The 25,827-nt window shown below is 54.1% G+C and carries 22 protein-coding genes; all 22 read left to right on the top strand.

All coding sequences use genetic code 11. The annotated features are described in order from the left end of the window. The first annotated feature begins 629 nt into the window (after positions 1-629). Positions 630-1,574, top strand: coding sequence for a transcriptional regulator LrhA (gene lrhA, locus ABIC79_RS05315; protein WP_013574588.1), 945 nt, complete (start codon positions 630-632; stop codon positions 1,572-1,574). Positions 1,575-2,278: 704 nt separating this feature from the next. Then, entirely contained in the window at positions 2,279-2,722 is a 444-nt protein-coding gene (locus ABIC79_RS05310) for an NADH-quinone oxidoreductase subunit A (protein WP_013574589.1), read from the top strand. A 22-nt stretch (positions 2,723-2,744) separates the two neighbouring features. Continuing rightward, positions 2,745-3,419 (top strand): NuoB/complex I 20 kDa subunit family protein, encoded by a 675-nt coding sequence (locus ABIC79_RS05305; protein ID WP_013574590.1) that lies wholly within the window; start codon positions 2,745-2,747, stop codon positions 3,417-3,419. A gap of 89 nt (positions 3,420-3,508) precedes the next feature. Further along, positions 3,509-5,308: an NADH-quinone oxidoreductase subunit C/D gene (nuoC, locus tag ABIC79_RS05300; protein ID WP_013574591.1), complete on the top strand. Its 1,800-nt coding sequence runs from the start codon at positions 3,509-3,511 to the stop codon at positions 5,306-5,308. A 2-nt stretch (positions 5,309-5,310) separates the two neighbouring features. Then, complete coding sequence (gene nuoE / locus ABIC79_RS05295) at positions 5,311-5,847, top strand: NADH-quinone oxidoreductase subunit NuoE (RefSeq protein ID WP_013574592.1); 537 nt, start codon at positions 5,311-5,313, stop codon at positions 5,845-5,847. After that, the gene (gene nuoF, locus ABIC79_RS05290; RefSeq protein WP_013574593.1) at positions 5,844-7,205 is read left to right on the top strand and encodes an NADH-quinone oxidoreductase subunit NuoF; all 1,362 of its coding nucleotides are present in this window, start codon (positions 5,844-5,846) and stop codon (positions 7,203-7,205) included. The genes nuoE and nuoF overlap by 4 nt, the downstream gene beginning before the upstream one ends. Before the next feature lie 143 nt (positions 7,206-7,348). Beyond that, positions 7,349-10,075, top strand: coding sequence for an NADH-quinone oxidoreductase subunit NuoG (nuoG, locus tag ABIC79_RS05285; RefSeq protein ID WP_126124692.1), 2,727 nt, complete (start codon positions 7,349-7,351; stop codon positions 10,073-10,075). Continuing rightward, entirely contained in the window at positions 10,072-11,049 is a 978-nt protein-coding gene (gene nuoH, locus ABIC79_RS05280) for an NADH-quinone oxidoreductase subunit NuoH (RefSeq protein WP_013574595.1), read from the top strand. The genes nuoG and nuoH overlap by 4 nt, the downstream gene beginning before the upstream one ends. Positions 11,050-11,063: 14 nt before the next feature. Continuing rightward, on the top strand, positions 11,064-11,606 hold the full coding sequence (nuoI, locus tag ABIC79_RS05275) for an NADH-quinone oxidoreductase subunit NuoI (protein ID WP_013574596.1): 543 nt from the start codon (positions 11,064-11,066) through the stop codon (positions 11,604-11,606). Positions 11,607-11,618: 12 nt separating this feature from the next. Further along, entirely contained in the window at positions 11,619-12,179 is a 561-nt protein-coding gene (gene nuoJ / locus ABIC79_RS05270) for an NADH-quinone oxidoreductase subunit J (RefSeq protein WP_013574597.1), read from the top strand. Then, complete coding sequence (gene nuoK, locus ABIC79_RS05265) at positions 12,176-12,478, top strand: NADH-quinone oxidoreductase subunit NuoK (RefSeq protein ID WP_354566609.1); 303 nt, start codon at positions 12,176-12,178, stop codon at positions 12,476-12,478. Before nuoJ ends, nuoK begins: the two co-directional genes overlap by 4 nt. Next, a complete protein-coding gene (nuoL, locus tag ABIC79_RS05260; RefSeq protein ID WP_013574598.1) occupies positions 12,475-14,322 on the top strand; it encodes an NADH-quinone oxidoreductase subunit L in 1,848 nt (615 codons plus the stop codon). Before nuoK ends, nuoL begins: the two co-directional genes overlap by 4 nt. A gap of 97 nt (positions 14,323-14,419) precedes the next feature. Continuing rightward, positions 14,420-15,949, top strand: coding sequence for an NADH-quinone oxidoreductase subunit M (gene nuoM, locus ABIC79_RS05255; protein WP_112151208.1), 1,530 nt, complete (start codon positions 14,420-14,422; stop codon positions 15,947-15,949). Positions 15,950-15,955: 6 nt separating this feature from the next. Beyond that, positions 15,956-17,416, top strand: coding sequence for an NADH-quinone oxidoreductase subunit NuoN (gene nuoN / locus ABIC79_RS05250; RefSeq protein ID WP_013574600.1), 1,461 nt, complete (start codon positions 15,956-15,958; stop codon positions 17,414-17,416). 204 nt (positions 17,417-17,620) lie between these two features. Next, on the top strand, positions 17,621-18,136 hold the full coding sequence (locus tag ABIC79_RS05245; RefSeq protein ID WP_112151207.1) for a DUF1097 domain-containing protein: 516 nt from the start codon (positions 17,621-17,623) through the stop codon (positions 18,134-18,136). A 112-nt stretch (positions 18,137-18,248) separates the two neighbouring features. Next, on the top strand, positions 18,249-18,557 hold the full coding sequence (elaB, locus tag ABIC79_RS05240) for a stress response protein ElaB (RefSeq protein ID WP_013574602.1): 309 nt from the start codon (positions 18,249-18,251) through the stop codon (positions 18,555-18,557). A 235-nt stretch (positions 18,558-18,792) separates the two neighbouring features. Then, positions 18,793-20,130 (top strand): isochorismate synthase MenF, encoded by a 1,338-nt coding sequence (menF, locus tag ABIC79_RS05235; RefSeq protein ID WP_037036193.1) that lies wholly within the window; start codon positions 18,793-18,795, stop codon positions 20,128-20,130. A gap of 23 nt (positions 20,131-20,153) precedes the next feature. After that, complete coding sequence (gene menD, locus ABIC79_RS05230; protein WP_112198242.1) at positions 20,154-21,827, top strand: 2-succinyl-5-enolpyruvyl-6-hydroxy-3-cyclohexene-1-carboxylic-acid synthase; 1,674 nt, start codon at positions 20,154-20,156, stop codon at positions 21,825-21,827. Next, positions 21,824-22,621, top strand: coding sequence for a 2-succinyl-6-hydroxy-2,4-cyclohexadiene-1-carboxylate synthase (menH, locus tag ABIC79_RS05225; protein ID WP_013574605.1), 798 nt, complete (start codon positions 21,824-21,826; stop codon positions 22,619-22,621). The genes menD and menH overlap by 4 nt, the downstream gene beginning before the upstream one ends. Further along, positions 22,608-23,465 carry a 1,4-dihydroxy-2-naphthoyl-CoA synthase gene (gene menB / locus ABIC79_RS05220; protein WP_013574606.1) on the top strand — a complete coding sequence of 286 codons (858 nt, stop codon included), beginning with the start codon at positions 22,608-22,610 and terminating at the stop codon, positions 23,463-23,465. Before menH ends, menB begins: the two co-directional genes overlap by 14 nt. Continuing rightward, entirely contained in the window at positions 23,465-24,466 is a 1,002-nt protein-coding gene (gene menC, locus ABIC79_RS05215) for an o-succinylbenzoate synthase (protein ID WP_013574607.1), read from the top strand. Before menB ends, menC begins: the two co-directional genes overlap by 1 nt. Continuing rightward, entirely contained in the window at positions 24,451-25,824 is a 1,374-nt protein-coding gene (menE, locus tag ABIC79_RS05210) for an o-succinylbenzoate--CoA ligase (protein WP_354566608.1), read from the top strand. Before menC ends, menE begins: the two co-directional genes overlap by 16 nt. Positions 25,825-25,827 lie beyond the last annotated feature (3 nt).

Here is a 25,827-nt window from a genome sequence, read left to right as displayed (position 1 = left end):
AAAGTTCAGGAGGCTTTGTTTTACCGCTGAAAAATTTTAACAGGAATTAGTTTTATTTATCTAATGATTAATAGCGAATGCTGGATGAATGATCATGTTCTAAGTAAAGTCTTAAACGTATTTTCCAGGATTAGATAAATGCTTTCAAAGGATATATTGCAACAGGCGGGCGTAAACAAAATTTGATGAAACAAGAAAAATCTTAATGTTACTTAAACAAAACACCTTGGGCATAAAATGGTTATTCGGGTGACTCAATGAATTTATTGAATTATATTTTTAATAATCACCTTTATTAGTTAATTTAGCTTATGTTTCTCTCACGATGATATTGCCGGAACTTAGCTTTATGGTTGCGGCAGGCGGCACTGTAAGGGATATGGAATGGTTTGCGGGGAAAGGCTATATTAAATAAGAGGTTCTAATCATTCAGCCTTTGTGAGGAATTATTGTGCACAGGTTTAATGACTGAACGCTCACAATGATGAAAACTTTCATGCACAAATATTTCTCAATTTAGGTTATCAAATGAGTGAGTATCCGACATATCTGGTATTCTGCTTTTTGCGGGTACTTTGACGCACCATCAGGGTAGCTTGTTATTAGATTCTATAAAGTGAAGAAAAACTATGACAATTGCAAATCGTCCAATCCTCAATCTCGATCTTGATCTGTTGAGGACATTTGTAGCTGTTGCTGATCTTAATACGTTCGCTGCGGCTGCTGCTGCGGTGTGTCGTACTCAGTCGGCGGTAAGCCAACAAATGCAACGTCTAGAACAACTCGTTGGAAAAGAACTGTTTGCCAGACATGGACGCAATAAATTATTAACTGAACACGGTATTCAGTTATTGGGATACGCACGCAAAATCCTTCGTTTTAATGATGAAGCCTGTACCTCTTTGATGTACAGCAATGTTCAAGGTGGGATAACAATTGGTGCATCAGATGATACTGCTGACACCATTTTACCTTTCCTGCTCAGCCGCGTGACATCCGTATATCCAAAGTTGTCTATTGATGTCCGCGTCAAGCGCAGTCCTTTCATGTTGTCGATGCTCGAAAGTGAAGAAGTGGATTTGGCCATCACCACGATGACAAACACTGATCACCCGCACATCGTATTGCGCACGTCGCCAACACTCTGGTATTGCTCGGCTGATTTTGCATACCCCTCCGGCGACAGTGTTCCGCTGGTGGTGCTCGATGAGCCAAGCCCTTACCGGATGATGGCGATAGAGCACCTCAGTCAGGCAGGTATTCCGTGGCGTATTGCTTATGTCGCGTCGACATTATCGGCAATTCGTGCGGCAGTGCGCGCGGGGCTGGGTGTGACGGCACGTCCCATCGAAATGATGAGTCCGGAGCTGCGTGTTCTGGGTGAACAGGACGGTTTACCACGTTTGCCGGATACGCAGTATGTGTTGTACAAAAATGCCCGTTGTGAAAATGAACTTGCAATGGCGATCTTCAATGCAGTTGAGCAAGGGAATGACCCCTATTCTCTCAGTGCCTATGGTCCTCGTCCGGTAGTGGATGACGATCATGAGTTACTGGCAGACTCTGAAAGTTAAGGTAATCCCCCGGCTTTACCTTCCGCCTCTGTCTAACGAGGCGGGGGTAAAGGCTTCTACCTATTAAGGGGCGGGAAAGTCATTCTTTTAGTGATTTTGTTTAATATCCTTCCTAAAGCCTCTGTTTTTGTTCGTTAGCCTTTCTTCTTCCCAGTAATGACTGCCATCCTTATCACCAATGACTACAGTAAATGGCGTAAAATGTTGACTTTTTTCAGGTTAAAAAAAAGCATCAAATTTTTCCGTAAATCGCTTGTCGTTTTTTGAAAATCAATAAAACTTGTTAAATGTGTGCCTTTTTTTCTATCAAAATTGACAGAACTCTGACATGGATCAAAAAAATAACCCCATTAAGAGAGTGGAAGCGCTGTCTATTCCTGCGACAATAGTAAAGTTCGAAAGATGTCATAACTCCCGTCACAGGCCCATGCTTTATCACAGAATTTAACTGACACGATTTAGCTTAAGTCCCGGCGCATGATATGTTAATTAAATGATAAGCATGTAAACTAATGTGGAGATACTTTTGTCAAAGTTGACAAAAGGTTATAGAAAAGGGTAAAAAGCCCACAACAAATCACTGGCTTAATCCCTTGTTGAGCCGTGAACTGTGTGGTTTTTAATCCTTCCCTTGAATCGATGTGGTGCGCAAACTGCCGACCTTACAGAGCAGATGCCAAAGTACCACTTTTGATGAGTAAGCAATGAGTATGTCAACAGCCACTGAAGTCATCGCTCAACACTGGGCGTTCGCCGTTTTTCTTGTCGTTGCAGTAGGCCTCTGCTGCCTGATGTTACTGGGCGCCGCGTTCCTTGGCGGGAGAGCCAGAGCACGCTACAAAAACACGCCTTTTGAGTCAGGTATCGCCTCTGTCGGCACTGCCCGGCTACGTCTTTCCGCCAAGTTCTATCTGGTCGCCATGTTCTTCGTCATCTTCGACGTTGAAGCCCTGTATCTCTATGCATGGTCAACGTCTATTCGCGAAAGCGGCTGGACCGGATTCGTGGAAGCTACCATTTTCATTTTGGTACTGCTGGCAGGTTTGTTCTATCTGGTGCGAATTGGCGCACTCGACTGGACACCAACACGTTCGAAAGGACCTGTTAAACCAAGCCCGGCGATTAATACCAACAGTCACCCTCAGTAAGCAGTCAAAGCGAGGCATTAAGATGGACTATACGCTCACCCGCATAGACCCGGACGGTGAGAACGACCGTTACCCCCTGCAGTCTCAGGAGGTCGTCGGCGATCCTCTTCAGGAACAGGTTAAACGCAGCGTCTTCATGGGAAATCTCCAGGAGTCGCTTCACGGAATGGTGAACTGGGGTCGTAAAAACTCCCTTTGGCCCTACAACTTCGGCCTTTCCTGCTGTTATGTCGAAATGGTGACGTCATTCACTGCGGTGCATGACGTTGCGCGTTTTGGTGCAGAAGTTCTGCGTGCTTCACCACGCCAGGCTGACTTTATGGTGGTGGCGGGAACCTGCTTCACCAAAATGGCTCCGGTTATCCAGCGTTTATACGATCAGATGCTGGAACCGAAATGGGTGATTTCGATGGGCGCCTGTGCGAACTCCGGCGGCATGTACGATATTTATTCTGTGGTGCAGGGCGTGGATAAATTCCTGCCTGTCGACGTGTACATCCCGGGATGTCCGCCGCGTCCGGAAGCCTATATGCAGGCTCTGCTGCTGTTGCAGGAGTCCATTGGTAAAGAACGTCGCCCATTGTCATGGGTTGTTGGCGACCAGGGTGTTTACCGCGCGAATATGCAGTCTGAAAAAGAGCGTAAACGTGCTGAGCGTATTGCCGTGACAAATCTGCGTTCGCCGGACGAGATTTAACACTGCGGTCTGAGAGTCAACCCTGAGGGGCGGTGTGTATGAATATCCCCCTTACGGCATAAATGACCATTTAGTGTGGTGAAAAAAATATGACAGATTTGACGACGCAAGATTCCGCCCTGCCAGCATGGCATACCCGTGATCATCTCGATGATCCGGTTATTGGCGAATTGCGTAACCGTTTTGGGCCAGAGGCCTTTACTGTTCAGGCAACCCGCACCGGAATTCCCGTGGTGTGGTTCAAGCGTGAACAGTTACTGGAAGCGATTACCTTTTTACGAAAACAGCCAAAACCTTATGTCATGCTTTTCGATTTGCATGGCTTTGATGAGCGTTTACGTACACACCGCGACGGTTTACCGGCCGCGGATTTTTCCGTTTTCTACCACCTGATCTCCGTCGAGCGTAACCGCGACATCATGATCAAAGTGGCATTGGCAGAAAACGATCTTCATGTTCCGACGATCACCAAAGTGTTCCCGAATGCTAACTGGTACGAGCGCGAAACATGGGAAATGTTCGGTATTACCTTCGACGGTCACCCGCACCTGACGCGCATTATGATGCCGCAGACCTGGGAAGGGCATCCGCTGCGTAAAGACTATCCGGCGCGCGCCACCGAGTTCGATCCTTACGAGCTGACTAAGCAGAAAGAAGAACTCGAGATGGAATCGCTGACCTTCAAGCCTGAAGACTGGGGCATGAAGCGTGGCACCGAAAATGAGGACTTTATGTTCCTCAACCTCGGTCCTAACCATCCGTCTGCGCACGGTGCATTCCGTATCATTCTGCAGCTTGATGGCGAAGAGATTGTCGACTGCGTGCCTGACGTCGGTTACCACCACCGTGGTGCTGAGAAAATGGGCGAGCGCCAGTCCTGGCACAGCTACATTCCTTACACCGACCGTATCGAATACCTCGGCGGTTGTGTAAACGAAATGCCGTACGTGCTGGCTGTTGAAAAACTCGCCGGTATCGTAACGCCGGATCGCGTTAACACCATTCGCGTCATGCTGTCCGAATTGTTCCGTATCAACAGCCATCTGCTGTACATCTCTACGTTTATTCAGGACGTGGGCGCGATGACTCCGGTGTTCTTCGCCTTTACCGATCGTCAGAAAATCTACGATCTGGTGGAAGCGATTACCGGTTTCCGTATGCACCCGGCCTGGTTCCGTATTGGTGGCGTAGCGCATGATCTGCCGAAAGGCTGGGATCGTCTCCTGCGTGAGTTCCTTGACTGGATGCCAGCCCGTCTGGACTCCTATGTCAAAGCGGCGCTGAAAAACACCATTCTGATTGGCCGTTCCAAAGGCGTGGCTGCTTACAACGCAGACGACGCTCTGGCCTGGGGTACCACCGGTGCTGGCCTGCGCGCAACGGGGATCCCGTTCGATGTGCGTAAATGGCGTCCATACTCTGGCTACGAAAACTTTGACTTTGAAGTGCCGACCGGTGATGGCGTCAGTGACTGTTATTCCCGCGTCATGCTCAAAGTAGAAGAACTGCGTCAGAGCCTGCGTATTCTGGAACAGTGTTACAAAAATATGCCGGAAGGCCCGTTCAAGGCGGATCACCCACTGACCACGCCGCCACCGAAAGAGCGCACACTGCAACACATCGAGACCCTGATCACGCACTTCCTGCAAGTGTCGTGGGGGCCGGTCATGCCTGCGCAAGAATCTTTCCAGATGGTTGAAGCAACCAAAGGGATCAACAGCTACTACCTGACCAGTGACGGCAGCACCATGAGCTACCGTACCCGTGTCCGTACACCAAGCTTCCCGCATTTGCAGCAGATCCCGTCCGTAATCCGTGGCAGCCTGGTATCCGACCTGATCGTGTATCTGGGCAGTATCGACTTTGTAATGTCAGATGTGGACCGCTAACGATGACAGATATCAATAAAGACTCTGAAGTTCAGTACATCAATATCAGCGAGCCTGTTGTACCGCCGGTGTTTGTGCTGAGTGACGCTGAACGTGAAGCGATTGAGCACGAAAAACATCACTATGAAGATGCCCGTGCGGCCTCTATCGAAGCGTTGAAAATCGTGCAGAAAGCGCGTGGTTGGGTGCCGGACGGTGCTATCTACGCGATCTCCGATGTTCTGGGCATTCCTGCCAGCGACGTCGAAGGTGTGGCGACATTCTACAGCCAGATCTTCCGTCAGCCGGTCGGCCGCCATGTGATCCGTTACTGTGACAGCGTGGTGTGCCACATCACCGGTTATCAGGGGATCCAGGCCGCGCTGGAACAACAGTTGCACATCAAGCCGGGTGAGACGACCGAAGACGGGCGCTTCACCCTGCTGCCGACCTGCTGCCTCGGTAACTGTGACAAAGGCCCGTCAATGATGATTGATGAGGACACGCACAGCCATCTGACGCCGGAAGCGATCGGCTCGCTACTGGAGCGCTACGCATGACATATACCCCAAGACACATTGAACGCACACCGGAGATGCATCCGCTGACCTGGCGTATGCGTGACGACAAACAACCTGTCTGGATCGATGAATACCGTAGCAAAAACGGTTACGTCGGTGCGGAAAAAGCCCTTAAAGGCATGGCCCAGGAAGAAATCGTCAATCTGGTAAAAGACGCTGGCCTGAAAGGGCGCGGTGGCGCAGGTTTCTCCACGGGTCTGAAGTGGAGCCTGATGCCGAAAGACGAAAGCATGAATATCCGCTATCTGCTGTGTAACGCCGATGAGATGGAACCAGGTACGTATAAAGACCGATTGCTGATGGAACAAATGCCGCACCTGCTGGTGGAAGGCATGCTGATCTCCGCATTCGCGCTGAAATCTTACCGTGGTTACATTTTCCTGCGTGGCGAATATATCGAAGCTGCGGTGAACCTGCGCCGTGCGATTGCTGAAGCGACTGAAGCAGGTCTGTTGGGTAAAAATATCCTCGGCACCGGGTTCGATTTCGAACTGATTGTTCACACCGGGGCAGGGCGTTACATCTGTGGTGAAGAAACCGCGCTGATCAACTCCCTTGAAGGCCGTCGTGCTAACCCGCGTTCCAAGCCACCGTTCCCGGCATCTGCCGGTGCATGGGGTAAACCGACGTGTGTCAACAACGTCGAAACCCTGTGCAACGTGCCAGCGATTCTTGAGCATGGTGTGGACTGGTACAAAGGTATTTCTGCGGGCAAAAGCGAAGATGCCGGCACCAAACTGATGGGTTTCTCCGGCCGGGTAAAAAATCCGGGCGTCTGGGAACTGCCGTTTGGGACTACCGCACGTGAAATTCTTGAAGAGTATGCCGGTGGCATGCGCGATGGCCTGAAATTCAAAGCCTGGCAGCCGGGCGGGGCGGGGACAGACTTCCTGACCGCCGATCATCTGGATTTGCCGATGGACTTTGCCAGTATTGGTAAAGCTGGTAGTCGTCTGGGGACTGCACTGGCGATGGCCGTTGACAATGAAATTGGCATGGTTCCGCTGGTGCGTAACCTGGAAGAATTCTTCGCCCGTGAGTCTTGTGGCTGGTGTACACCGTGCCGCGATGGTTTGCCGTGGAGTGTGAAGATCCTCCGTGCGCTGGAACGTGGTGAAGGCCAGCCAGGGGATATCGAAACTCTCGAACAGCTTTGCCGCCAGCTTGGCCCGGGCAAAACCTTCTGCGCACATGCGCCGGGTGCTGTGGAGCCATTGCAGAGTGCGATTAAATATTTCCGGGAAGAGTTTGAGGCGGGTATCGCCAAACAGCATTACAACAACGCGCGTGCGATTGCAGGCATTCAGCCAAACAATCTGCTGAAAGAGCGTTGGTAGTGAGGGCAACAGGCAGCGGACGTGAGCCCGCTGTGCGCGAATTCCCGGAACAAGGGACGCGCTGTCGAGTGATATACGCCAACCCGGCAAGAATTTTTGATTAACGCCCGCCGTCAGGCGGGCCACGTGGAAGCATGCTGACTATGGCTACGATTCATGTAGACGGCAAAGAATACGATGTAGACGGAGCGGACAACCTGTTACAGGCTTGCCTCTCTCTCGGCCTCGATATTCCTTATTTTTGCTGGCATCCGGCGCTGGGAAGCGTCGGCGCTTGCCGCCAATGTGCGGTTAAGCAATACCAAAATGCGGAAGACACGCGCGGTCGTCTGGTGATGTCATGTATGACACCAGCGTCTGATGGCACCTTCATTTCCATCGACGACGGAGAAGCGAAAGAATTCCGTGAAAGCGTCGTGGAATGGCTGATGACCAACCACCCGCACGATTGTCCGGTATGTGAGGAAGGCGGTAACTGTCACCTGCAGGATATGACAGTCATGACCGGCCACAGTATGCGCCGTTACCGCTTCACCAAACGTACCCACAACAACCAGGATCTCGGCCCGTTCATTTCACACGAAATGAACCGCTGTATCGCCTGTTATCGCTGTGTCCGTTACTACAAGGATTACGCGGACGGCACCGATCTGGGTGTTTATGGCGCACACGACAACGTCTATTTTGGCCGTCCGGAAGATGGTCCGCTGGAAAGCGAGTTCTCCGGTAACCTGGTCGAAGTGTGTCCGACCGGCGTATTCACCGATAAAACGCACTCTGAACGTTATAACCGTAAATGGGACATGCAGTTTGCGCCAAGCATCTGTCAGCAATGTTCTGTTGGTTGTAACACCAGCCCGGGTGAGCGTTACGGCGAATTGCGTCGTATCGAAAACCGTTATAACGGTACCGTAAACCATTACTTCCTGTGCGACCGCGGTCGTTTCGGTTATGGCTACGTGAACCTGAAAGATCGTCCGAAGAAACCATTGCAGCTGCGTGGTAACGACTGGATCGAACTTAACGCTGAACAGGCGATGCAGGGCGCGGCAGATATTATCCGTCAGGCTAAGAAAACCATCGGTATCGGTTCTCCGCGCGCCAGCCTTGAAAGCAACTTTGCTTTGCGTGAACTGGTCGGCGCCGAAAACTTCTACACCGGTATCAACGCGGCAGAGCAGGGCCGTCTGCAACTGATGCTGAACATTCTGCGCAACAGCGGTGTTCACACACCGGCGCTGCGTGAAATCGAAGAGTACGATGCGGTTCTGGTGCTGGGTGAAGACTTAACCCAGACCGGCGCGCGTATCGCACTGTCTGTGCGTCAGGCCGTTAAAGGCAAAGCCCGCGCGATGGCGGCGGCACAGCGTGTTGCCGACTGGCAGATCGCGGCAGTCCAGAATATCGGTCAGCATGCCAAACATCCGTTGTTTATCACCAACGTGGATAACACCAAACTCGACGACATCGCGGCTTACAATTACCGTGCACCGGTCGATGAGCAGGCTCGTTTCGGCTTTGCTATCGCCCATGCGCTGGATAATTCTGCGCCCGCGGTCAGCGATCTGGCTGATGGCCTGAACAAGAAAATCGACGTGATCGTGCAGGCACTGACCGGTGCGCGCAAGCCGCTGATCATTACCGGCACCAGCGCCGGTTCTGATGCCATTATCGAAGCGGCCGCCAATATCGCCAAAGCGCTGAAAGTAGCAGGCAGCGATGTCGGCATTACGTTCGTGGCCTCTGCGGCCAACAGCATCGGTCTTTCGATGATTGGCGGCGGTTCGCTGGATGAAGCGCTTGAGTTGCTAACCCGTGGTGATGCTGACAGCGCCATCGTGATGGAAAATGACCTTTACCGTCAGGCTCCGGAAGCCAAAGTGGATGCGGCATTAGCCAAGGTGCAGAATCTGCTGGTTGTTGACCATCAGCGTACGCGCATTATGGATAGAGCCAGCCTGATCCTGCCTGCAGCAAGTTTTGCCGAAAGCGACGGTACGCTGGTGAATCAGGAAGGTCGCGCACAGCGCTTCTTCCAGGTTTACGACCCGGCTTACTACGACACAACGGTTGCCATGCTGGAAAGCTGGCGCTGGATGCACTCGCTGCATTCCACCATCAACAGCCGTCATGTTGACTGGACTCAGTTGGATCACGTGATCGAAGCCTGTGTTGAAGCACTGCCACAGCTGAAGGGCATGGTAGAAGCTGCGCCAAACGCCAGCTTCCGTATTCGTGGTCAGAAACTGGCTCGTTCTCCGGCACGTTCAAGTGGTCGTACTGCCATGCGCGCGAACATCAGCGTGCATGAACCGCGTCAGCCACAAGATAAAGACACCATGTTTGCCTTCTCGATGGAAGGGAACAACAGCCCGACAGCTAACCGCAATCAGGTGCCATTCGCCTGGGCGCCGGGCTGGAACTCACCGCAAGCCTGGAACAAATTCCAGAGCGAAGTTGGCGGCAGTTTGCGCCACGGTGATCCGGGTGTGCGTCTGATTGAAGCCGGTGAGGGGACACTCGATTACTTCACCACTATTCCGGCTGCCTTTACTGCACAGCGCGATAACTGGCGTGTCGCGCCTTACTATCACCTGTTCGGCAGCGAAGAAATGACACAGCGCTCGAAGGTTATCCAGCAACGTATGCCAGAAGCCTACGTGATGGTTAACCCGGCAGATGCCGCGCAGTTAGGGGTGAACGCAGGTTCTCAGGTGGAATTCACCTGTGCCGGTCAGACACTGAAACTGCCGGTTCGTCTGAGCGAAACATTGAGTCAGGGCCAGGTTGGCCTGCCGCTGGGCTTACCGGGTATTCCTCCGGTGCTGGTTGGCGCAACGGTTGAAAATCTGCGGGAGGCAGCACAATGAGCTGGTTTACACCTGTAGTCATCGATTCGTTGATCGCCATTCTGAAAGCGGTGGTGATCCTGCTGGTTGTGGTGACCTGTGGGGCCTTCATGAGCTTCGGCGAGCGCCGTTTGCTGGGCCTGTTCCAGAACCGTTACGGGCCAAACCGTGTCGGCTGGGGCGGTTCCCTGCAACTGGTCGCTGACATGATCAAGATGTTCTTCAAGGAAGACTGGGTACCTAAATTCACCGACAAAGCCATCTTTACGCTGGCACCGATGATTGCGTTTACGTCCCTGCTGATTTCCTTTGCGATTGTTCCGGTCAGCCCGACCTGGTTCGCCGCCGATCTGAACATCGGTATTTTGTTCTTCCTGATGATGGCCGGTCTGACCGTCTATGCGGTGTTGTTCGCTGGCTGGTCCAGTAACAACAAATACTCGCTGTTGGGGGCGATGCGTGCATCCGCTCAGACGCTGAGCTACGAAGTATTCCTCGGTTTATCGCTGATGGGTGTTGTGGCGCAGGCGGGTTCTTTCAATCTGCAAGACATCGTCAATTCTCAGGCGCATGTGTGGAACATCATTCCGCAGTTCTTTGGCTTCGTGACCTTTGCGATTGCCGGCGTTGCTGTTTGCCACCGTCACCCGTTTGACCAGCCGGAAGCCGAGCAGGAACTGGCCGATGGTTACCACATTGAATATTCCGGTATGAAATTCGGTCTGTTCTTCGTGGGGGAATACATCGGTATCGTGACGGTCTCTGCGCTGATCGTCACCTTGTTCTTCGGTGGCTGGCAGGGGCCGTTCCTGCCGCCGTTTATCTGGTTTGCGTTGAAAACTGCTTTCTTCATGGTGATGTTCATTTTGATCCGTGCTGCTTTGCCGCGTCCCCGCTACGACCAGGTGATGTCATTTGGCTGGAAAGTTTGCCTGCCACTGACATTACTTAATCTGCTGGCGACCGCTGCGGTCATTTTGTACAACGCGCAATAAGGGGTGATGTAACCATGACATTGAAAGACATAGTGGTCGGGTTCGGTACCCAGGTTCGCAGCTTGTGGATGATAGGCATGCACGCCTTCGCCAAGCGCGAAACCCAGATGTACCCTGAAGTTCCGGTCAACCCACCTCCGCGTTACCGTGGCCGTATCGTGCTGACGCGCGATCCGGACGGTGAAGAGCGCTGCGTTGCCTGTAACCTGTGTGCAGTAGCTTGTCCGGTAGGCTGTATTTCTCTGCAAAAAGCAGAAATGAAAGATGGCCGCTGGTATCCGGAATTCTTCCGCATCAACTTCTCACGCTGCATTTTCTGCGGTCTGTGTGAAGAAGCTTGCCCGACAACAGCCATTCAGCTGACGCCGGACTTTGAGTTGGGCGAATTTAAACGCCAGGATCTGGTGTATGAAAAAGAAGATCTGTTGATTTCGGGGCCGGGTAAATATCCGGAATACAATTTCTACCGGATGGCCGGTATGGCGATTGACGGCAAGTCGAAAGGCGAAGCTGAAAACGAAGCCAAACCGATCAACGTCAAAGGTCTGATGCCTTAAGGAGCCGCAAGCATGGAATTTGCATTTTATATTGCAGCCCTGGTGGCCGTGTTGGCGACATTGCGTGTGATCACGCATACCAACCCGGTACACGCACTGCTGTATTTGATCGTCTCTTTACTGGCGATCGCTGCGGTCTTCTTCTCGCTCGGTGCGTATTTCGCCGGTGCCCTGGAGATCATCGTATACGCCGGTGCCATTATGGTGCTGTTCGTGTTCGTGGTGATGATGCTCAACCTTGGCAACGTCCAGGAGCAGGAACGCGCATGGCTTAAACCTGCCACCTGGATCGGGCCTTCGGTTCTGTCTGTCATCCTGCTGGTGGTGATGATCATGTCAATCCTCGGGTTACACGATCACGGCATCAAAGGTGACATGGTTGATGCGAAAGCCGTCGGTATCGCACTGTTCGGACCTTACGTTCTGGCGGTTGAACTGGCATCAATGTTGCTGCTGGCCGGTCTGGTCGTGGCATTCCATATTGGTCGTGAGCACAAACCCGGTGAAGTCTTTGGTGACGCACCGGTGACGACCGAAATGGCAACAAAAAGAAAAACGGAGGAGAGAGCATGATCCCTCTACAACATGGTCTTATTCTGGCCGCGATCCTCTTTATGTTGGGGCTTACCGGGCTGCTGGTTCGTCGTAACCTGTTGTTTATGCTGATCAGCCTCGAAGTGATGATCAACGCGGCAGCGCTGGCGTTCATCGTGGCGGGAAGCTACTGGGGTCAGGCGGACGGTCAGGTGATGTATATTCTGGCTATCAGCCTGGCTGCGGCGGAGGCCAGTATTGGTCTGGCGTTGTTGCTGCAACTGTATCGCCGTCGCCACACTCTCAATATTGATACTGTCAGTGAGATGCGCGGATGAACTTACTCTATTTAACAATTCTGTTCCCACTGATTGGCTTCCTGTTACTGGCCTTTTCACGCGGTCGCTGGTCTGAAAATACCTCCGCTACCATCGGTGTCGGGTCGATTGGTCTGGCAGCGCTGACCACTATTTATGTGGGTATCAATTTCCTCAGCCAGAAAGCGGCGGGTGTTGAAGTCTTTAACCAGCATTTGTGGAACTGGATGCAGGTCGGGGATTTCAATATTCCCGTCACACTCACGCTCGACGGTTTGTCGATGACCATGTTGTCTGTGGTCACCGGTGTCGGTTTCTTCATCCACATGTTCGCTTCCTGGTACATGCGCGGTGAAGAAGGCTATTCACGCTTCTTCGCGTACACCAACCTGTTTATCGCCAGCATGGTGATTCTGGTACTGGCAGACAACCTGTTGCTGATGTACCTCGGTTGGGAAGGTGTGGGCCTGTGCAGTTACCTGTTGATCGGTTTCTACTACACCCATCCGGCGAACGGTGCGGCTGCGATGAAAGCGTTCATCGTGACCCGTGTTGGTGATGTGTTCCTGGCTTTCGCGCTGTTCATCTTGTACCGCGAGCTGGGTACGCTGAACTTCCGTGAACTGATGATCCTGGCACCGCAGAAACTGGCAGTAGGCGATACGGCGATCACCTGGGCGACCCTGATGTTACTGGGTGGCGCAGTGGGTAAATCCGCACAGCTTCCGCTTCAGACCTGGCTGGCAGACGCCATGGCCGGTCCGACGCCGGTTTCTGCGCTAATCCACGCCGCGACCATGGTGACTGCCGGTGTTTATCTGATTGCCCGCACGCACGGCCTGTTCCTGATGGCGCCGGAAATTCTGCATCTGGTGGGTATTATTGGTGCGGTCACGCTGGTTCTGGCAGGTTTCGCTGCGCTGGTGCAAACCGACATCAAACGTGTTCTCGCGTACTCGACCATGAGCCAGATTGGTTACATGTTCCTGGCGCTGGGCGTTCAGGCGTGGGATGCCGCTATCTTCCACCTGATGACGCATGCGTTCTTCAAAGCACTGTTGTTCCTTTCTTCCGGTTCGGTCATTTTGGCCTGCCACCATGAGCAGAACATCTTCAAAATGGGTGGATTACGTAAATCCATTCCTCTTGTCTATCTCTGCTTCCTGGTCGGTGGCGCGGCGCTGTCCGCCTTGCCAATCATCACTGCGGGCTTCTTCAGTAAAGACGAAATCCTCGCGGGTGCGCTGGCTAACGGCCACCTGAATCTGATGGTTGCCGGTCTGGTCGGTGCGTTTATGACCTCGCTGTACACCTTCCGCATGATCTTCATCGTCTTCCACGGCGAAGAAAAAATTAAAGCCCATGCGGGTAAAGGCATCACTCACCACCTGCCGCTGCTGGTGTTACTGGTTCTGTCCACCTTCATTGGCGCAATGATTGTTCCGCCACTGAAAGGCGTACTGCCGGATACCACTGAGCTGGCGCACGGCAGCGTGCTGACGCTGGAAATCACATCAGGCGTGATTGCAATTGCTGGCATTCTGCTGGCGGCAGCCCTGTATCTGGGTAAACGCTCGCTGGTCAACAGCATTGCGAAAAGCGCACCGGGACGTTTCTTCACGACCTGGTGGTTCCATGCCTGGGGCTTCGACTGGCTGTACGACATGATTTTCGTCAAACCTTATCTGCTGGTTGCGAAACTCCTGCAACGTGATCCGCTGAACTCAATGATGAATCTGCCTGCGCTGTTTGCCCGTCTGGGTAACCGTGGTCTGACTCTCAGCGAAAACGGTCAGGTACGTTGGTACGTCGCGTCAATGGGGCTCGGTGCAGTCGTTGTTCTGACGCTGCTGCTGGTGATTTAAGCCTGCATTACAGGTGTAGTTATCAATGCTGGCCTGTTCCCGTAACGGGCCGGCAAGTGAAATAGCCTTCGGGCATAAAAGAAGGGAACGACACGCCATGCTATTACCTTGGCTAATATTTATCCCCTTTATCGGCGGGCTGCTGTGCTGGCAGACTGAGCGCTTTGGGAGCAAAGTACCGCGCTGGATCGCGTTGATTGCGATGGGGCTGACGCTGGCTCTTTCCGTGCAATTGTGGTTGCAGGGAGGATATTCATTAACGACGCCTGCGGGTATTCCACAGTGGCAATCCGAGTTTTCATTGCCATGGATCCCACGTTTTGGCATCAGCTTCCATCTGGCACTGGACGGTTTGTCCCTGCTGATGGTGGTGCTGACCGGTCTGCTGGGTGTTCTGGCGATCCTCTGTTCCTGGCGTGAAATCCAGAAGTATCAGGGATTCTTCCATCTGAACTTGCTGTGGATCCTCGGCGGTGTCATCGGTGTGTTCCTTGCCATCGACATGTTCCTGTTCTTCTTCTTCTGGGAAATGATGCTGGTGCCGATGTACTTCCTGATTGCCTTGTGGGGTCACAAAGCGTCAGACGGTAAAACGCGTATCAGCGCAGCAACCAAATTCTTCATCTATACACAGTCCAGCGGACTGGTGATGTTGATTGCTATCCTCGGCCTGGTGTTTGTGCACTACAATGCCACCGGCGTATGGACATTCAACTATGCCGACCTGCTGAAAACGCCAATGTCGCACGGTGTTGAATATCTGCTGATGCTTGGCTTCTTCATCGCCTTTGCGGTGAAAATGCCGGTTGTGCCATTGCATGGCTGGTTGCCGGATGCACACAGTCAGGCACCGACCGCAGGTTCCGTTGACTTAGCCGGTATCTTGCTGAAAACCGCGGCCTACGGGATGTTGCGTTTCTGTCTGCCTCTGTTCCCGGAAGCGTCTCACCAGTTCGCACCGATTGCCATGTGGCTGGGTGTCATTGGTATCTTCTACGGTGCGTGGATGGCGTTCTGCCAGACCGATATTAAACGTCTGATTGCGTACACCTCCGTTTCGCACATGGGCTTCGTACTGATTGCCATCTACACCGGCAGCCAACTGGCGTACCAGGGCGCGGTTATCCAGATGATTGCACACGGTCTTTCCGCAGCCGGTATGTTCATCATCTGTGGTCAGCTATACGAACGTCTGCATACCCGTGATATGCGCCAGATGGGCGGATTGTGGGGCCGGATTAAATACCTGCCAGCGTTGTCGCTGTTCTTCGCCGTCGCTACTTTGGGGATGCCGGGTACAGGTAATTTCGTCGGTGAAATCCAGATCCTGTTCGGCAGCTTCCCGGTTGTGCCGGTGATCACTGTCATCTCGACATTCGGTCTGGTGTTTGCCTCTGTGTATTCTCTGGCGATGATGCAGCGCGCTTACTACGGCAAAGCAAAATCTGACGAACCGCTGCCGGGCATGACCTCACGCGAACTGTCGATTATCCTGTTGCTGGTGGTATTGCTGGTGGCGCTGGGCTTCTACCCGCAGCCAATTCTGGATACATCAAGTGCAGCGATGACTAACATTCAGCACTGGTACGGGTCATCAGTTTCCACTATTTCAACGACAAGGCCGTAACTCGCCATGACATTTACACTTCAAAATCTGATCGCACTATTACCGCTGATGATCGTCGGATTGACGGTGGTGGTGGTGATGCTGTCCATTGCGTGGCGACGCGACCATTTTCTTAATGCCACACTGACAGTCATCGGGCTGAACGTTGCCTTACTTTCCCTTTACTACGTCGGGCAGGTCGGCCCGCAGGACGTCACACCGCTGCTGCGCGTTGACGGCTACTCGATGTTCTACATCGGGCTGGTGCTGCTGGCGAGTCTGGCCACCAGTACGTTTGCTTACCCTTGGCTGGCCGGTTATCCGGACAACCGCGAAGAGTTCTACCTGTTAGTTCTCATTGCGGCGATGGGCGGTATTCTGCTGGCATGCTCTAACCATCTGGCGTCAATGTTCCTCGGAATCGAACTGATTTCCCTGCCATTGTTCGGCCTGATTGGTTACGCCTACCGCCAGAAACGCTCGCTGGAAGCTGCCATCAAATACATGCTGCTGTCGGCTGCCGCATCATCCTTCCTGCTGTTTGGTATGGCGCTGCTGTACGCACAGTCCGGTGATTTGTCCTTTGCGTCACTGGGCAAAAACCTGGGCGACGGCGTGATGCTGCACCAGCCGCTGCTGATGGCCGGTCTGGGCATGATGATTGTAGGGCTGGGCTTCAAGCTGTCGCTGGTTCCGTTCCACCTGTGGACGCCAGATGTGTATCAGGGCGCACCTGCACCGGTCTCGACTTTCCTGGCAACCGCCAGCAAAATCGCGATCTTTGCTGTGGTGATGCGTTTGTTCCTGTATGCGCCGGTAGCTGACAGCGAATCCATCCGCATCGTGCTGGGCATTATTGCCTTCTGTTCGATTCTGGTGGGTAACCTGATGGCCATCAGTCAGAGCAACATCAAACGTCTGCTCGGTTATTCCTCCATCGCGCACCTGGGTTATCTGCTGGTGGCACTGATTGCGGTACAAACGCACCAGTTGTCGATGGAAACCGTGGGCGTATATCTGGCGGGTTATCTGTTCAGTAGCCTCGGCGCCTTCGGTGTGGTCAGCCTGATGTCCAGCCCGTACAAAGGGCCGGATGCTGAATCACTGTTCTCTTATCGTGGTCTGTTCTGGCATAAGCCAATTCTGTCTGCGGTGATGACCGTGATGATGCTGTCACTGGCCGGTATTCCGATGACGCTCGGCTTTATCGGTAAGTTCTACGTGATTGCGACCGGTGTGACCGCGCATCTGTGGTGGCTGACCGGTGCTGTGGTTGTCGGTTCTGCGATTGGTCTTTACTACTACCTGCGCGTAACGGTGAGCCTGTATCTGAGTGCGCCTGAAACGCTGGTACGTGATACGCCAAACAACTGGGCGCTCACGGCGGGTGGGGTAGTCGTACTGATTTCCGCGATTCTGGTGCTGCTGCTGGGTATCTTCCCGCAACCGTTGATTTCGCTGGTACAGATGGCGCAACCGCTGCTCTGATAAAGTCTGCAAACGCAGTCTGAAAGCTGACGAAGCCGCTCGCATGAGCGGCTTTTTTAATCGTATTGGTTAGATATTGTGATGCAAATCACATTTATATGTACGTTCAATAAATTATTACATTGGTTTTGTGATCTCTCCCATTTCATTATTCCTGCCAATGCGTACACTGCGCGCTTGTTCAGATTCGTACAGGTTCACACCATGAATGTTTTAGTGATGATCGCCATTACCACCGGTATCCTCTCCGGTATCTGGGGCTGGGTTGCGATTAGCTTTGGGCTGATAAGCTGGGCGGGTTTTCTTGGATGCACGGCATATTTTGCGTGTCCGCAGGGCGGATTACGCGGATTGCTGATCAGCACGCTGACCTGTCTCAGCGGTGTATTCTGGGCTGTCGTGATCATCGCGGGAAGCGCAATGCGTCCGGAATGGAGCATTCTTGGTTATCTGCTGACCGGCATCGTCGCATTCCTGATGTGTATTCAGGCGCGTCAGCAGTGGCTGGCCTTTGTACCGGGTACCTTTATTGGTGCCTGCGCGACCTTCGCCGCACAAGGTGACTGGCGTCAGGTGGTGGTATCTTTGCTGGTCGGGCTGGTATTCGGTTATGCAATGAAAAACAGCGGATTATGGCTGGCAAAACAGCGTGAAAAGCAGCAAAGCGACGCCAGGAAAGGGGCGGTTTTCACTGAAACGAAAGGGTCAGAAGGTTCTTAATTCCTCGGTTTTTCTGCAGTTTAGGGCGGATCCTTCAGGCAATTACTCCTGATATACGCTAGGGTTAAAAGCAGTCTATGCTTTTACACGAACACATCATAAGGAGATAACCATGGCTGACCAATTTGAGACACAGCAAAATTCGCTGGACGACGATTTACGCATGCTGACTGAAACGCTGGAAGAAGTACTGAAGTCCTCTGGTGACAAAGCGGATGAGAAGTACATTCAGGTCAAAGCACGCGCAGAAAATGCGCTGAAAGACATCAAATCACGTATTGACCCGGCTGCACGCTCTTACTGCAAGAAAGCCCGCCTGGTAGCGGAAAGAACTGACGACTATGTGCATGAAAACCCATGGCATGGTGTGGGTGTCGGTGCTGCCGTAGGTCTGGTTGTCGGCCTGCTTCTGCGTCGTTAATCTGACTGAACAGGGGCAGCGTGGGCTGCTCCTGTTTTGTTTCTCCCGGTTTGCTTACTCCTTTCTCCCTGCCTATACTCCTTCTTAGCTAATGGCACTCACTTCAGCTTGATCTGTCGCATATTTTCATTTTTCGTATCGCCGCATAATTCATCCGTAATTGATCCAACCCGTTTTTTGATCCAGAAGGGTATTTCTGCCCGTCACTAAACATCCGGTATGGCCTGAGGTAGCGGTGAAACAAATATCAGCAATCATTGAGCAGCTTGATACGACGCTGGCAGGCGAATGGCCTGATGCAGCGGGGATCCGGCAGTTCAGTTATTCCCTGCAAAAACAGCCTGACACCGGCCTGCTGGAATGGTTGTCTGCGCAACCCTGCTACCCGAAATTCTACTGGCAACATCGTGATGGCAATGAAGAAGCCGCTGTTTGTGGTGATGCCTACTCATTTTGCGATACCGCCCGGGCACAGGCGTTCATCCGCGAGCACCAGGATGAACCCGATTTGCATATCTGGGGGTTGAATGCGTTTAACGGGGCTGACGGGGCTGCAATAGCTGCCAACGCACTGTTTCTTCCGCGCATCGAACTTTGCCGTCAGGGAAACAGTTACTGGCTGCGGTGTACCGTTTTCAGCCCACATTCTTTACGCGATGAGGCACGTCGCACCCGCTTATTTTTACGTTCACTGGTCGTCAGTCGCGCCTTACCGTCGATCGCTTCCCGTGTATTGCAACATCATCATTTACCGGACGAGCCTCAGTGGAAACAGTTGATAGACCGCGCGCTGTCGGGTATTGAGCAGCATCAGTTCGACAAAGTGGTGCTGGCGCGAAAAACCACCTTAACGCTCAGCCAGCCGCTGAATGCCTGCGCATTTCTTGCCGCCAGCCGCGACGTTAATCATCACTGTTACCATTTCATGCTGGCTTTTACCCCGCAACAGGCGTTTCTGGGCTCCAGCCCGGAACGTTTATTCTTGCGTGATCACACCGAACTCTATACCGAAGCGCTGGCGGGAACCGTGGCCAATCATCCCGATGACCGGGAAGCGCGGGCGCTGGGGGACTGGCTGCTCAGCGATGGCAAAAACCAACGCGAAAATTTACTGGTCGTCGACGATATCTGCCAGCGCTTACAGGGCGGGGCGCATTCGCTGGATGTGACGCCAGCGGAGATTTTACGTCTGCGCAAGGTGCAGCATTTACGCCGCAATATTCACGGTGAGCTGACCGACCCCGATGACGCTGCTTGCCTGCAACGTCTGCAACCGACCGCAGCAGTGGCCGGATTACCCCGTCAGGCCGCGCGTGAATTTATCGCCGAATTTGAGCCTTTTGACCGCGAGTGGTATGCCGGTTCCGCCGGGTATCTCAGTGCTGAACAAAGTGAATTTACCGTCGCGTTACGTTCGGCGACGGTGAAAGGACATCATCTTGAACTCTACGCAGGCGCGGGGATTGTCGCCGGTTCTGACGCTGCACAGGAATGGCAGGAAATCGAAAACAAAGCCGCTGGTTTGCGCACTTTGTTGGAAGAGCATTACACCCCTGCCGTTCAGGCCGGATAACCCCTTGCCGGAGTGAATTGAACATGTCTGTTGCCGTCTTTAACCGCCGCTGGGCGACGCTTATCCTCGAAGCGTTAACCCGACATCAGGTGCAGCATGTGTGCATCGCGCCCGGTTCCCGCTCTACACCGCTAACCCTTGCCGCCGCCGCGCATCCGCACCTTATCTGCCACACCCATTTTGATGAACGCGGCCTTGGCCATCTGGCTCTCGGGCTGGCAAAAGCCAGCGGGCAGCGGGTGGCGATCATCGTCACCTCCGGCACGGCGGTGGCAAATTTATATCCGGCGCTGATCGAAGCCGGGCTGACCGGCGAAAAGCTGGTGTTGCTCACGGCTGATCGTCCGCCGGAACTCATCGATTGCGGTGCGAATCAGGCTATCCGCCAGACCGGCATGTTTGCCAGTCACCCCGTCGGGACGCTGGATTTACCGCGTCCGACGCCTGAAATCAGTGCGCGCTGGCTGGTTTCTGCGCTGGATAATACGCTGGCGCAGCAGACGCACGGTGCCGTGCACATTAACTGTCCGTTCGCCGAACCGTTGTATGGCGAGGACAACGGCGAGCATCAGGACTGGTTGCTGGCGCTGGGCGACTGGTGGCAGGGCCATGAACCGTGGCTGAATTATTCTCAGGTTTTACCTGCAATCGCGCAGCCGGACTGGTTTTCCTGGCGGCAAAAGCGCGGCGTCATTATCGCTGGCCGTCTTTCTGCCTGCGAAAGTGAACAGGTGGCGCAGTGGGCGGCGCAACTGGGCTGGCCGTTGATCAGTGATGTGCAGGCATCAACCGGCAATCCGCTTCCCTGCGCAGATTTGTGGCTGGCATCGCCGCAGGCGCAGGCGATACTGGCGCACGTCCAGTTGGTTATCCAGTTCGGTGGCGGTCTGACCGGTAAGCGCCTGCTGCAATGGCAGGCGACCTGTCAACCCGATGAATACTGGCTGGTTGACCCGCTGTCAGGCCGTCAGGATCCGGCGCAGCATCGCGGTCGTCGTCTACAGGCCCGCGTCAGTGAATGGTTACAGTCTCACCCGGCACAGCCTCAGCCTGACTGGGCAGAAGCCCTTGAGCATTGCTCGCAGCGGGCGTTACATGCGGTTGAAACCCGTCTCGACGGTGTATTTGGCGAGGCCGCCGCAGCGTGGCAGCTTCCGGCTTTATTACCTGAGCACGGCCAGTTATTTCTTGGCAACAGTCTGATTGTTCGTCTGGTGGATGCCTTTGCCCAACTCCCCGCCGGTTATCCTGTTTTCGCCAATCGCGGGGCAAGCGGTATTGACGGGCTGCTGTCCACCGCCGCAGGTGTGCAGCGCGCGACCTGCAAACCGACGCTGGTGCTGCTGGGTGATATCTCTGCACTTTATGATTTAAACGCGCTGGCGCTGATGCGTCAGTGTTCCGCGCCGACGGTGATTATTGTGGTGAATAACAATGGTGGACAAATTTTCTCGTTGTTGCCAACGCCCGAAGCCGAGCGGCAGCGTTTTTACTGCATGCCGCAGAACGTCAGCTTCAGCCATGCGGCAGCGATGTTTGGTCTGGATTATGCCTGTCCGGCATCGATGTCTGAGCTTCATCATGCCGTCAGACAATGCTGGCAGCATGGTGGCGTGAAACTGATCGAGTTGAAAGTCAGTGAGACAGAAGGGGCAGAATGCCTGCGTTCGCTGGTGAAGGAGATGAGCGCATCATGACGCTGGCCTGTCACACACTCAACCCAGAGGTTAAAGATCGTCCGTGGCTGGTGTTTCTCCACGGCCTGCTGGGCAGTGCAGATGACTGGCAACCCTTACTTCCTGCGCTTGAAGGCTGGCCTTGTCTGTTTGTGGATTTACCGGGACATGGTCGTTCCGCGTCGCTGACAGCTGCCGGATTTGCGGATGTCAGCCAGCTGTTAACCGATACCCTGCACGAAAATAACGTCACTGCGTACTGGCTGATCGGCTACTCGCTGGGGGGGCGCATCAGTCTGTATCACGCCTGTCAGGGTGATCGCAGCGGATTGCAGGGGCTGCTGGTGGAAGGCGCACATCCGGGGCTGACCTGTCAGGCTGAACGCGCACAACGCCGCCATCATGATCAGCAATGGGCGGCTCGCTTTTTGCAAGTACCGTGGAAACAGGCGCTGGAAAGCTGGTATCGCCAGCCGGTGTTTTCCAGCCTGACCGATGCGCAACGCCAGCAAATGATCGTGCTGCGTGAGAACAACAACCCGCACACTGTCTCTGCCATGCTGGCGGCCACGTCGCTTTCGGTACAGCCTGATTTACGCGCACAATTGCTGCGGCTTTCCCTGCCGGTTGTGTGGTTGTGTGGCAGTCAGGACGCCAAGTTTATTCATCTTGCGCAGCAATCCGGTTTCGGGCTACGCACTGTCGCTAATGCCGGGCATAACGCCCACCGTGATAACCCGGCGGAGTTTGCCCGTCAGGCGCTGGCATTTATTACTTCACCTGTCTTAAAGGAAGTTGAACATGATTTATCCTGATGAAAAAGAACTGTACGCGCCAGTCGAATGGCGTGATTGTACCGGCGAGTTTGAAGATATTCGTTACCACAAATCTACCGACGGCATCGCTAAAATCACCATCAACCGTCCGCAGGTTCGCAATGCATTTCGTCCGCTGACCGTCAAAGAAATGATCCGCGCACTCGACGATGCCCGTAACGACGAAGGCATCGGCGTGATCGTGCTGACCGGTGAAGGCGAAAAAGCCTTCTGTGCGGGCGGCGATCAGAAAGTGCGTGGCGATTACGGTGGTTATCAGGATGCCAGCGGTGTGCATCATCTCAACGTGCTGGATTTCCAGCGCCAGATCCGCACCTGTCCGAAACCAGTCGTGGCGATGGTTGCTGGTTATTCCATTGGCGGCGGCCATGTTCTGCATATGATGTGTGACCTGACCATTGCGGCAGATAACGCCATCTTCGGGCAGACCGGCCCGAAAGTTGGTTCTTTCGACGGCGGCTGGGGCGCATCCTATATGGCGCGTATCGTCGGTCAGAAAAAGGCCCGTGAAATCTGGTTCCTGTGCCGTCAGTACGATGCTAAAGCGGCGCTGGATATGGGGCTGGTCAACACCGTAGTTCCTCTGGCCGATCTGGAAAAAGAAACGGTGCGCTGGTGTCGTGAAATGCTGGAAAACAGTCCGATGGCACTGCGTTGCCTGAAAGCCGCACTGAACGCCGATTGCGACGGTCAGGCAGGGCTTCAGGAACTGGCAGGGAACGCCACAATGTTGTTCTACATGACCGATGAAGGTCAGGAAGGTCGCAACGCGTTTAATGAAAAACGCCAGCCGGACTTCAGCAAATTTAAGCGTAATCCATAATGCGTCGCGCCACGGTGTATCGGTACAGCGTGCCGATGGAGGCTGGGGTGGTGCTGCGCAATCAGCGCCTGAAAACCCGCGACGGTTTTTTGGTGTCACTGTGGCAGGACGAAGCAACGGGTTGGGGCGAAGTTGCGCCGCTGCCCGGTTTTAGTGTGGAAGATGTGTCTCAGGCGCAGGATGCCGTTCAGCATGGCCTGAGCCAGTGGGTGCAGGGGGCCTCGCTGGCTGCCGTTGCCTCTGCGTTCAGTGCTTTACCTTCGGTGGCTTTCGGGCTGAGTTGTGCGGACGCCGAATTACGCGGCGAATTGCCCGAAGTGCTGAGCACGCGCTGTGCGCCGTTGTGTCATGGCGATCCGAATGAGCTTTATGCGCGTCTGGGTGCGCTGCCGGGCGATTTTCGCGGCAGGAAAGTGGCTAAGGTGAAAGTGGGATTGTACGAATCCGTCGGCGATGGTCTGAATGTCAGTATGTTGCTGGAAGCCTTGCCGGAACTGCATTTGCGCCTTGATGCCAACCGCAGCTGGACGCCGGTCAAAGCCGAAGGGTTTGCCCGTCATGTGGCGCCCGAACTGCGTTCACGCATCGCGTTTATCGAAGAACCGTGCCTGACCCGCGAGCAGTCCCGCGATTTCGCCCGTCTGACCGGTATTGCGATCGCCTGGGATGAAAGCGTGCGCGAAACCGGTTTTACCGTGAAGGCCGAACCCGGGCTGGCGGCGATCATCATCAAACCCACGCTGACCGGCAGTCTGATGCGTTGCCGTCAGCTGATCGCGCAGGCGCATGCCGCAGGGCTGGAAGCTGTGATCAGTTCCTCCATCGAGTCGAGTCTCGGGCTGACACAACTGGCGCGCATTGCCCAATGGCTGACGCCGGACGCCATTCCGGGGCTGGATACGCTGGATCTCATGCGGACGCAGTTGATCCGTCGCTGGCCGGGCTCTGAATTACCGCTAACGGATGTGTCTGATCTGGAGATTGTGTGGCAGAGCAAATGATCAACGACTGGCCATGGCGCGAAAGGGCAAACCTTTCACCTTTTGCCGTAGCGCTGAAAGCGGGAGATATCACCTGGTGCTGGCGTGATTTACAGCACCGCATCGACACGCTGGCAGCCGGTTTTATTGCGCAGGGTGTAGGCGAGGGTGCGGGTGTGGTTTTGCGCAGTAAAAACACCCTTGATGCCGTACTCAGCTATCTGGCGTTATTACAAACCGGCGCGCGCCTGTTACCGCTTAATCCGCAACTGCCGTGGGTATTATGTGATGAACTGCTTTCGCAACTCGATATCGCTTTCGTACTCGATCTGGCGGAGCCGGAACTGCCGCTGAATATTCCCGCGCTGACCATGCAGAATGCCTGTTGGCTCAGTTCTGCCGGATGGCAACCGCAGCGTATTGCCACGCTGACGCTGACATCGGGTTCCAGCGGTTTGCCGAAAGCCGCAGCACATACGGTTGCCGCCCATCTCGCCAGTGCGGCGGGTGTGCTGAACCTGATCCCTTTCACCCGTAACGATAGCTGGTTACTTTCTCTGCCACTGTTTCATGTTTCCGGGCAAGGCATCGTCTGGCGCTGGCTGCTGGCCGGCGCTACGCTGATGCTGTCCGAAGACCAACCGCTCGATGCAGCGCTGGCAGAATGCAGCCACGCTTCGCTGGTACCGACGCAACTCTGGCGTCTGCTGCAAGGCACGCCGGTGCCTGAAAAGCTGACAGACGTTTTGCTTGGTGGGGCGCAAATTCCTCTGGCGCTGACTGAACAGGCAGAAAAAGCAGGAATACGCTGCTGGTGCGGATATGGGCTGACGGAAACTGCGTCCACAGTGACGGCGAAACGAGCCGATGGCAGCGCCGGTATCGGTCAGGTATTGGCGGGGAAGGAAGTCAAAATCGTTGATCAGGAGATCCTGATCCGTACCGACAGTATGGCCAGTGGTTACTGGAAAAACGGTCAGCTATCACCGGTGACTGATGCGCAAGGGTGGTTGCATACCCGCGACCGTGGCACGTGGATTGACGATGAACTGCAGGTGGCCGGGCGGATGGATAATTTGTTTTTCAGCGGCGGAGAAGGGATCCAACCTGAAGATATCGAGAAAGTGCTGGTCAGCCACCCGCAGGTTTCGCAGGCATTTGTGGTTCCGATGGAAGATGAGCAATTTGGTCAGCGACCGGTCGCCGTGCTCGAAGCACAAGCCGGGCTGGTGTATGAGGAACTCAATCGCTGGCTGAGCGATAAGATACCGCGTTTCCAGTTGCCGGTGGCCTATCATCCGCTGCCCGGGGCTTTGTCGCAGGGGGGGATTAAAATCTCGCGGGCGAGCGTCCGGCAATGGGTAGAAATGCTTTCGTAAAAC

Source organism: Rahnella sp. 2050 (assembly GCF_040544515.1).
GTDB classification, from domain to species: domain Bacteria; phylum Pseudomonadota; class Gammaproteobacteria; order Enterobacterales; family Enterobacteriaceae; genus Rahnella; species Rahnella aceris.
This window is presented reverse-complemented; position numbering and strand designations above follow the sequence as displayed.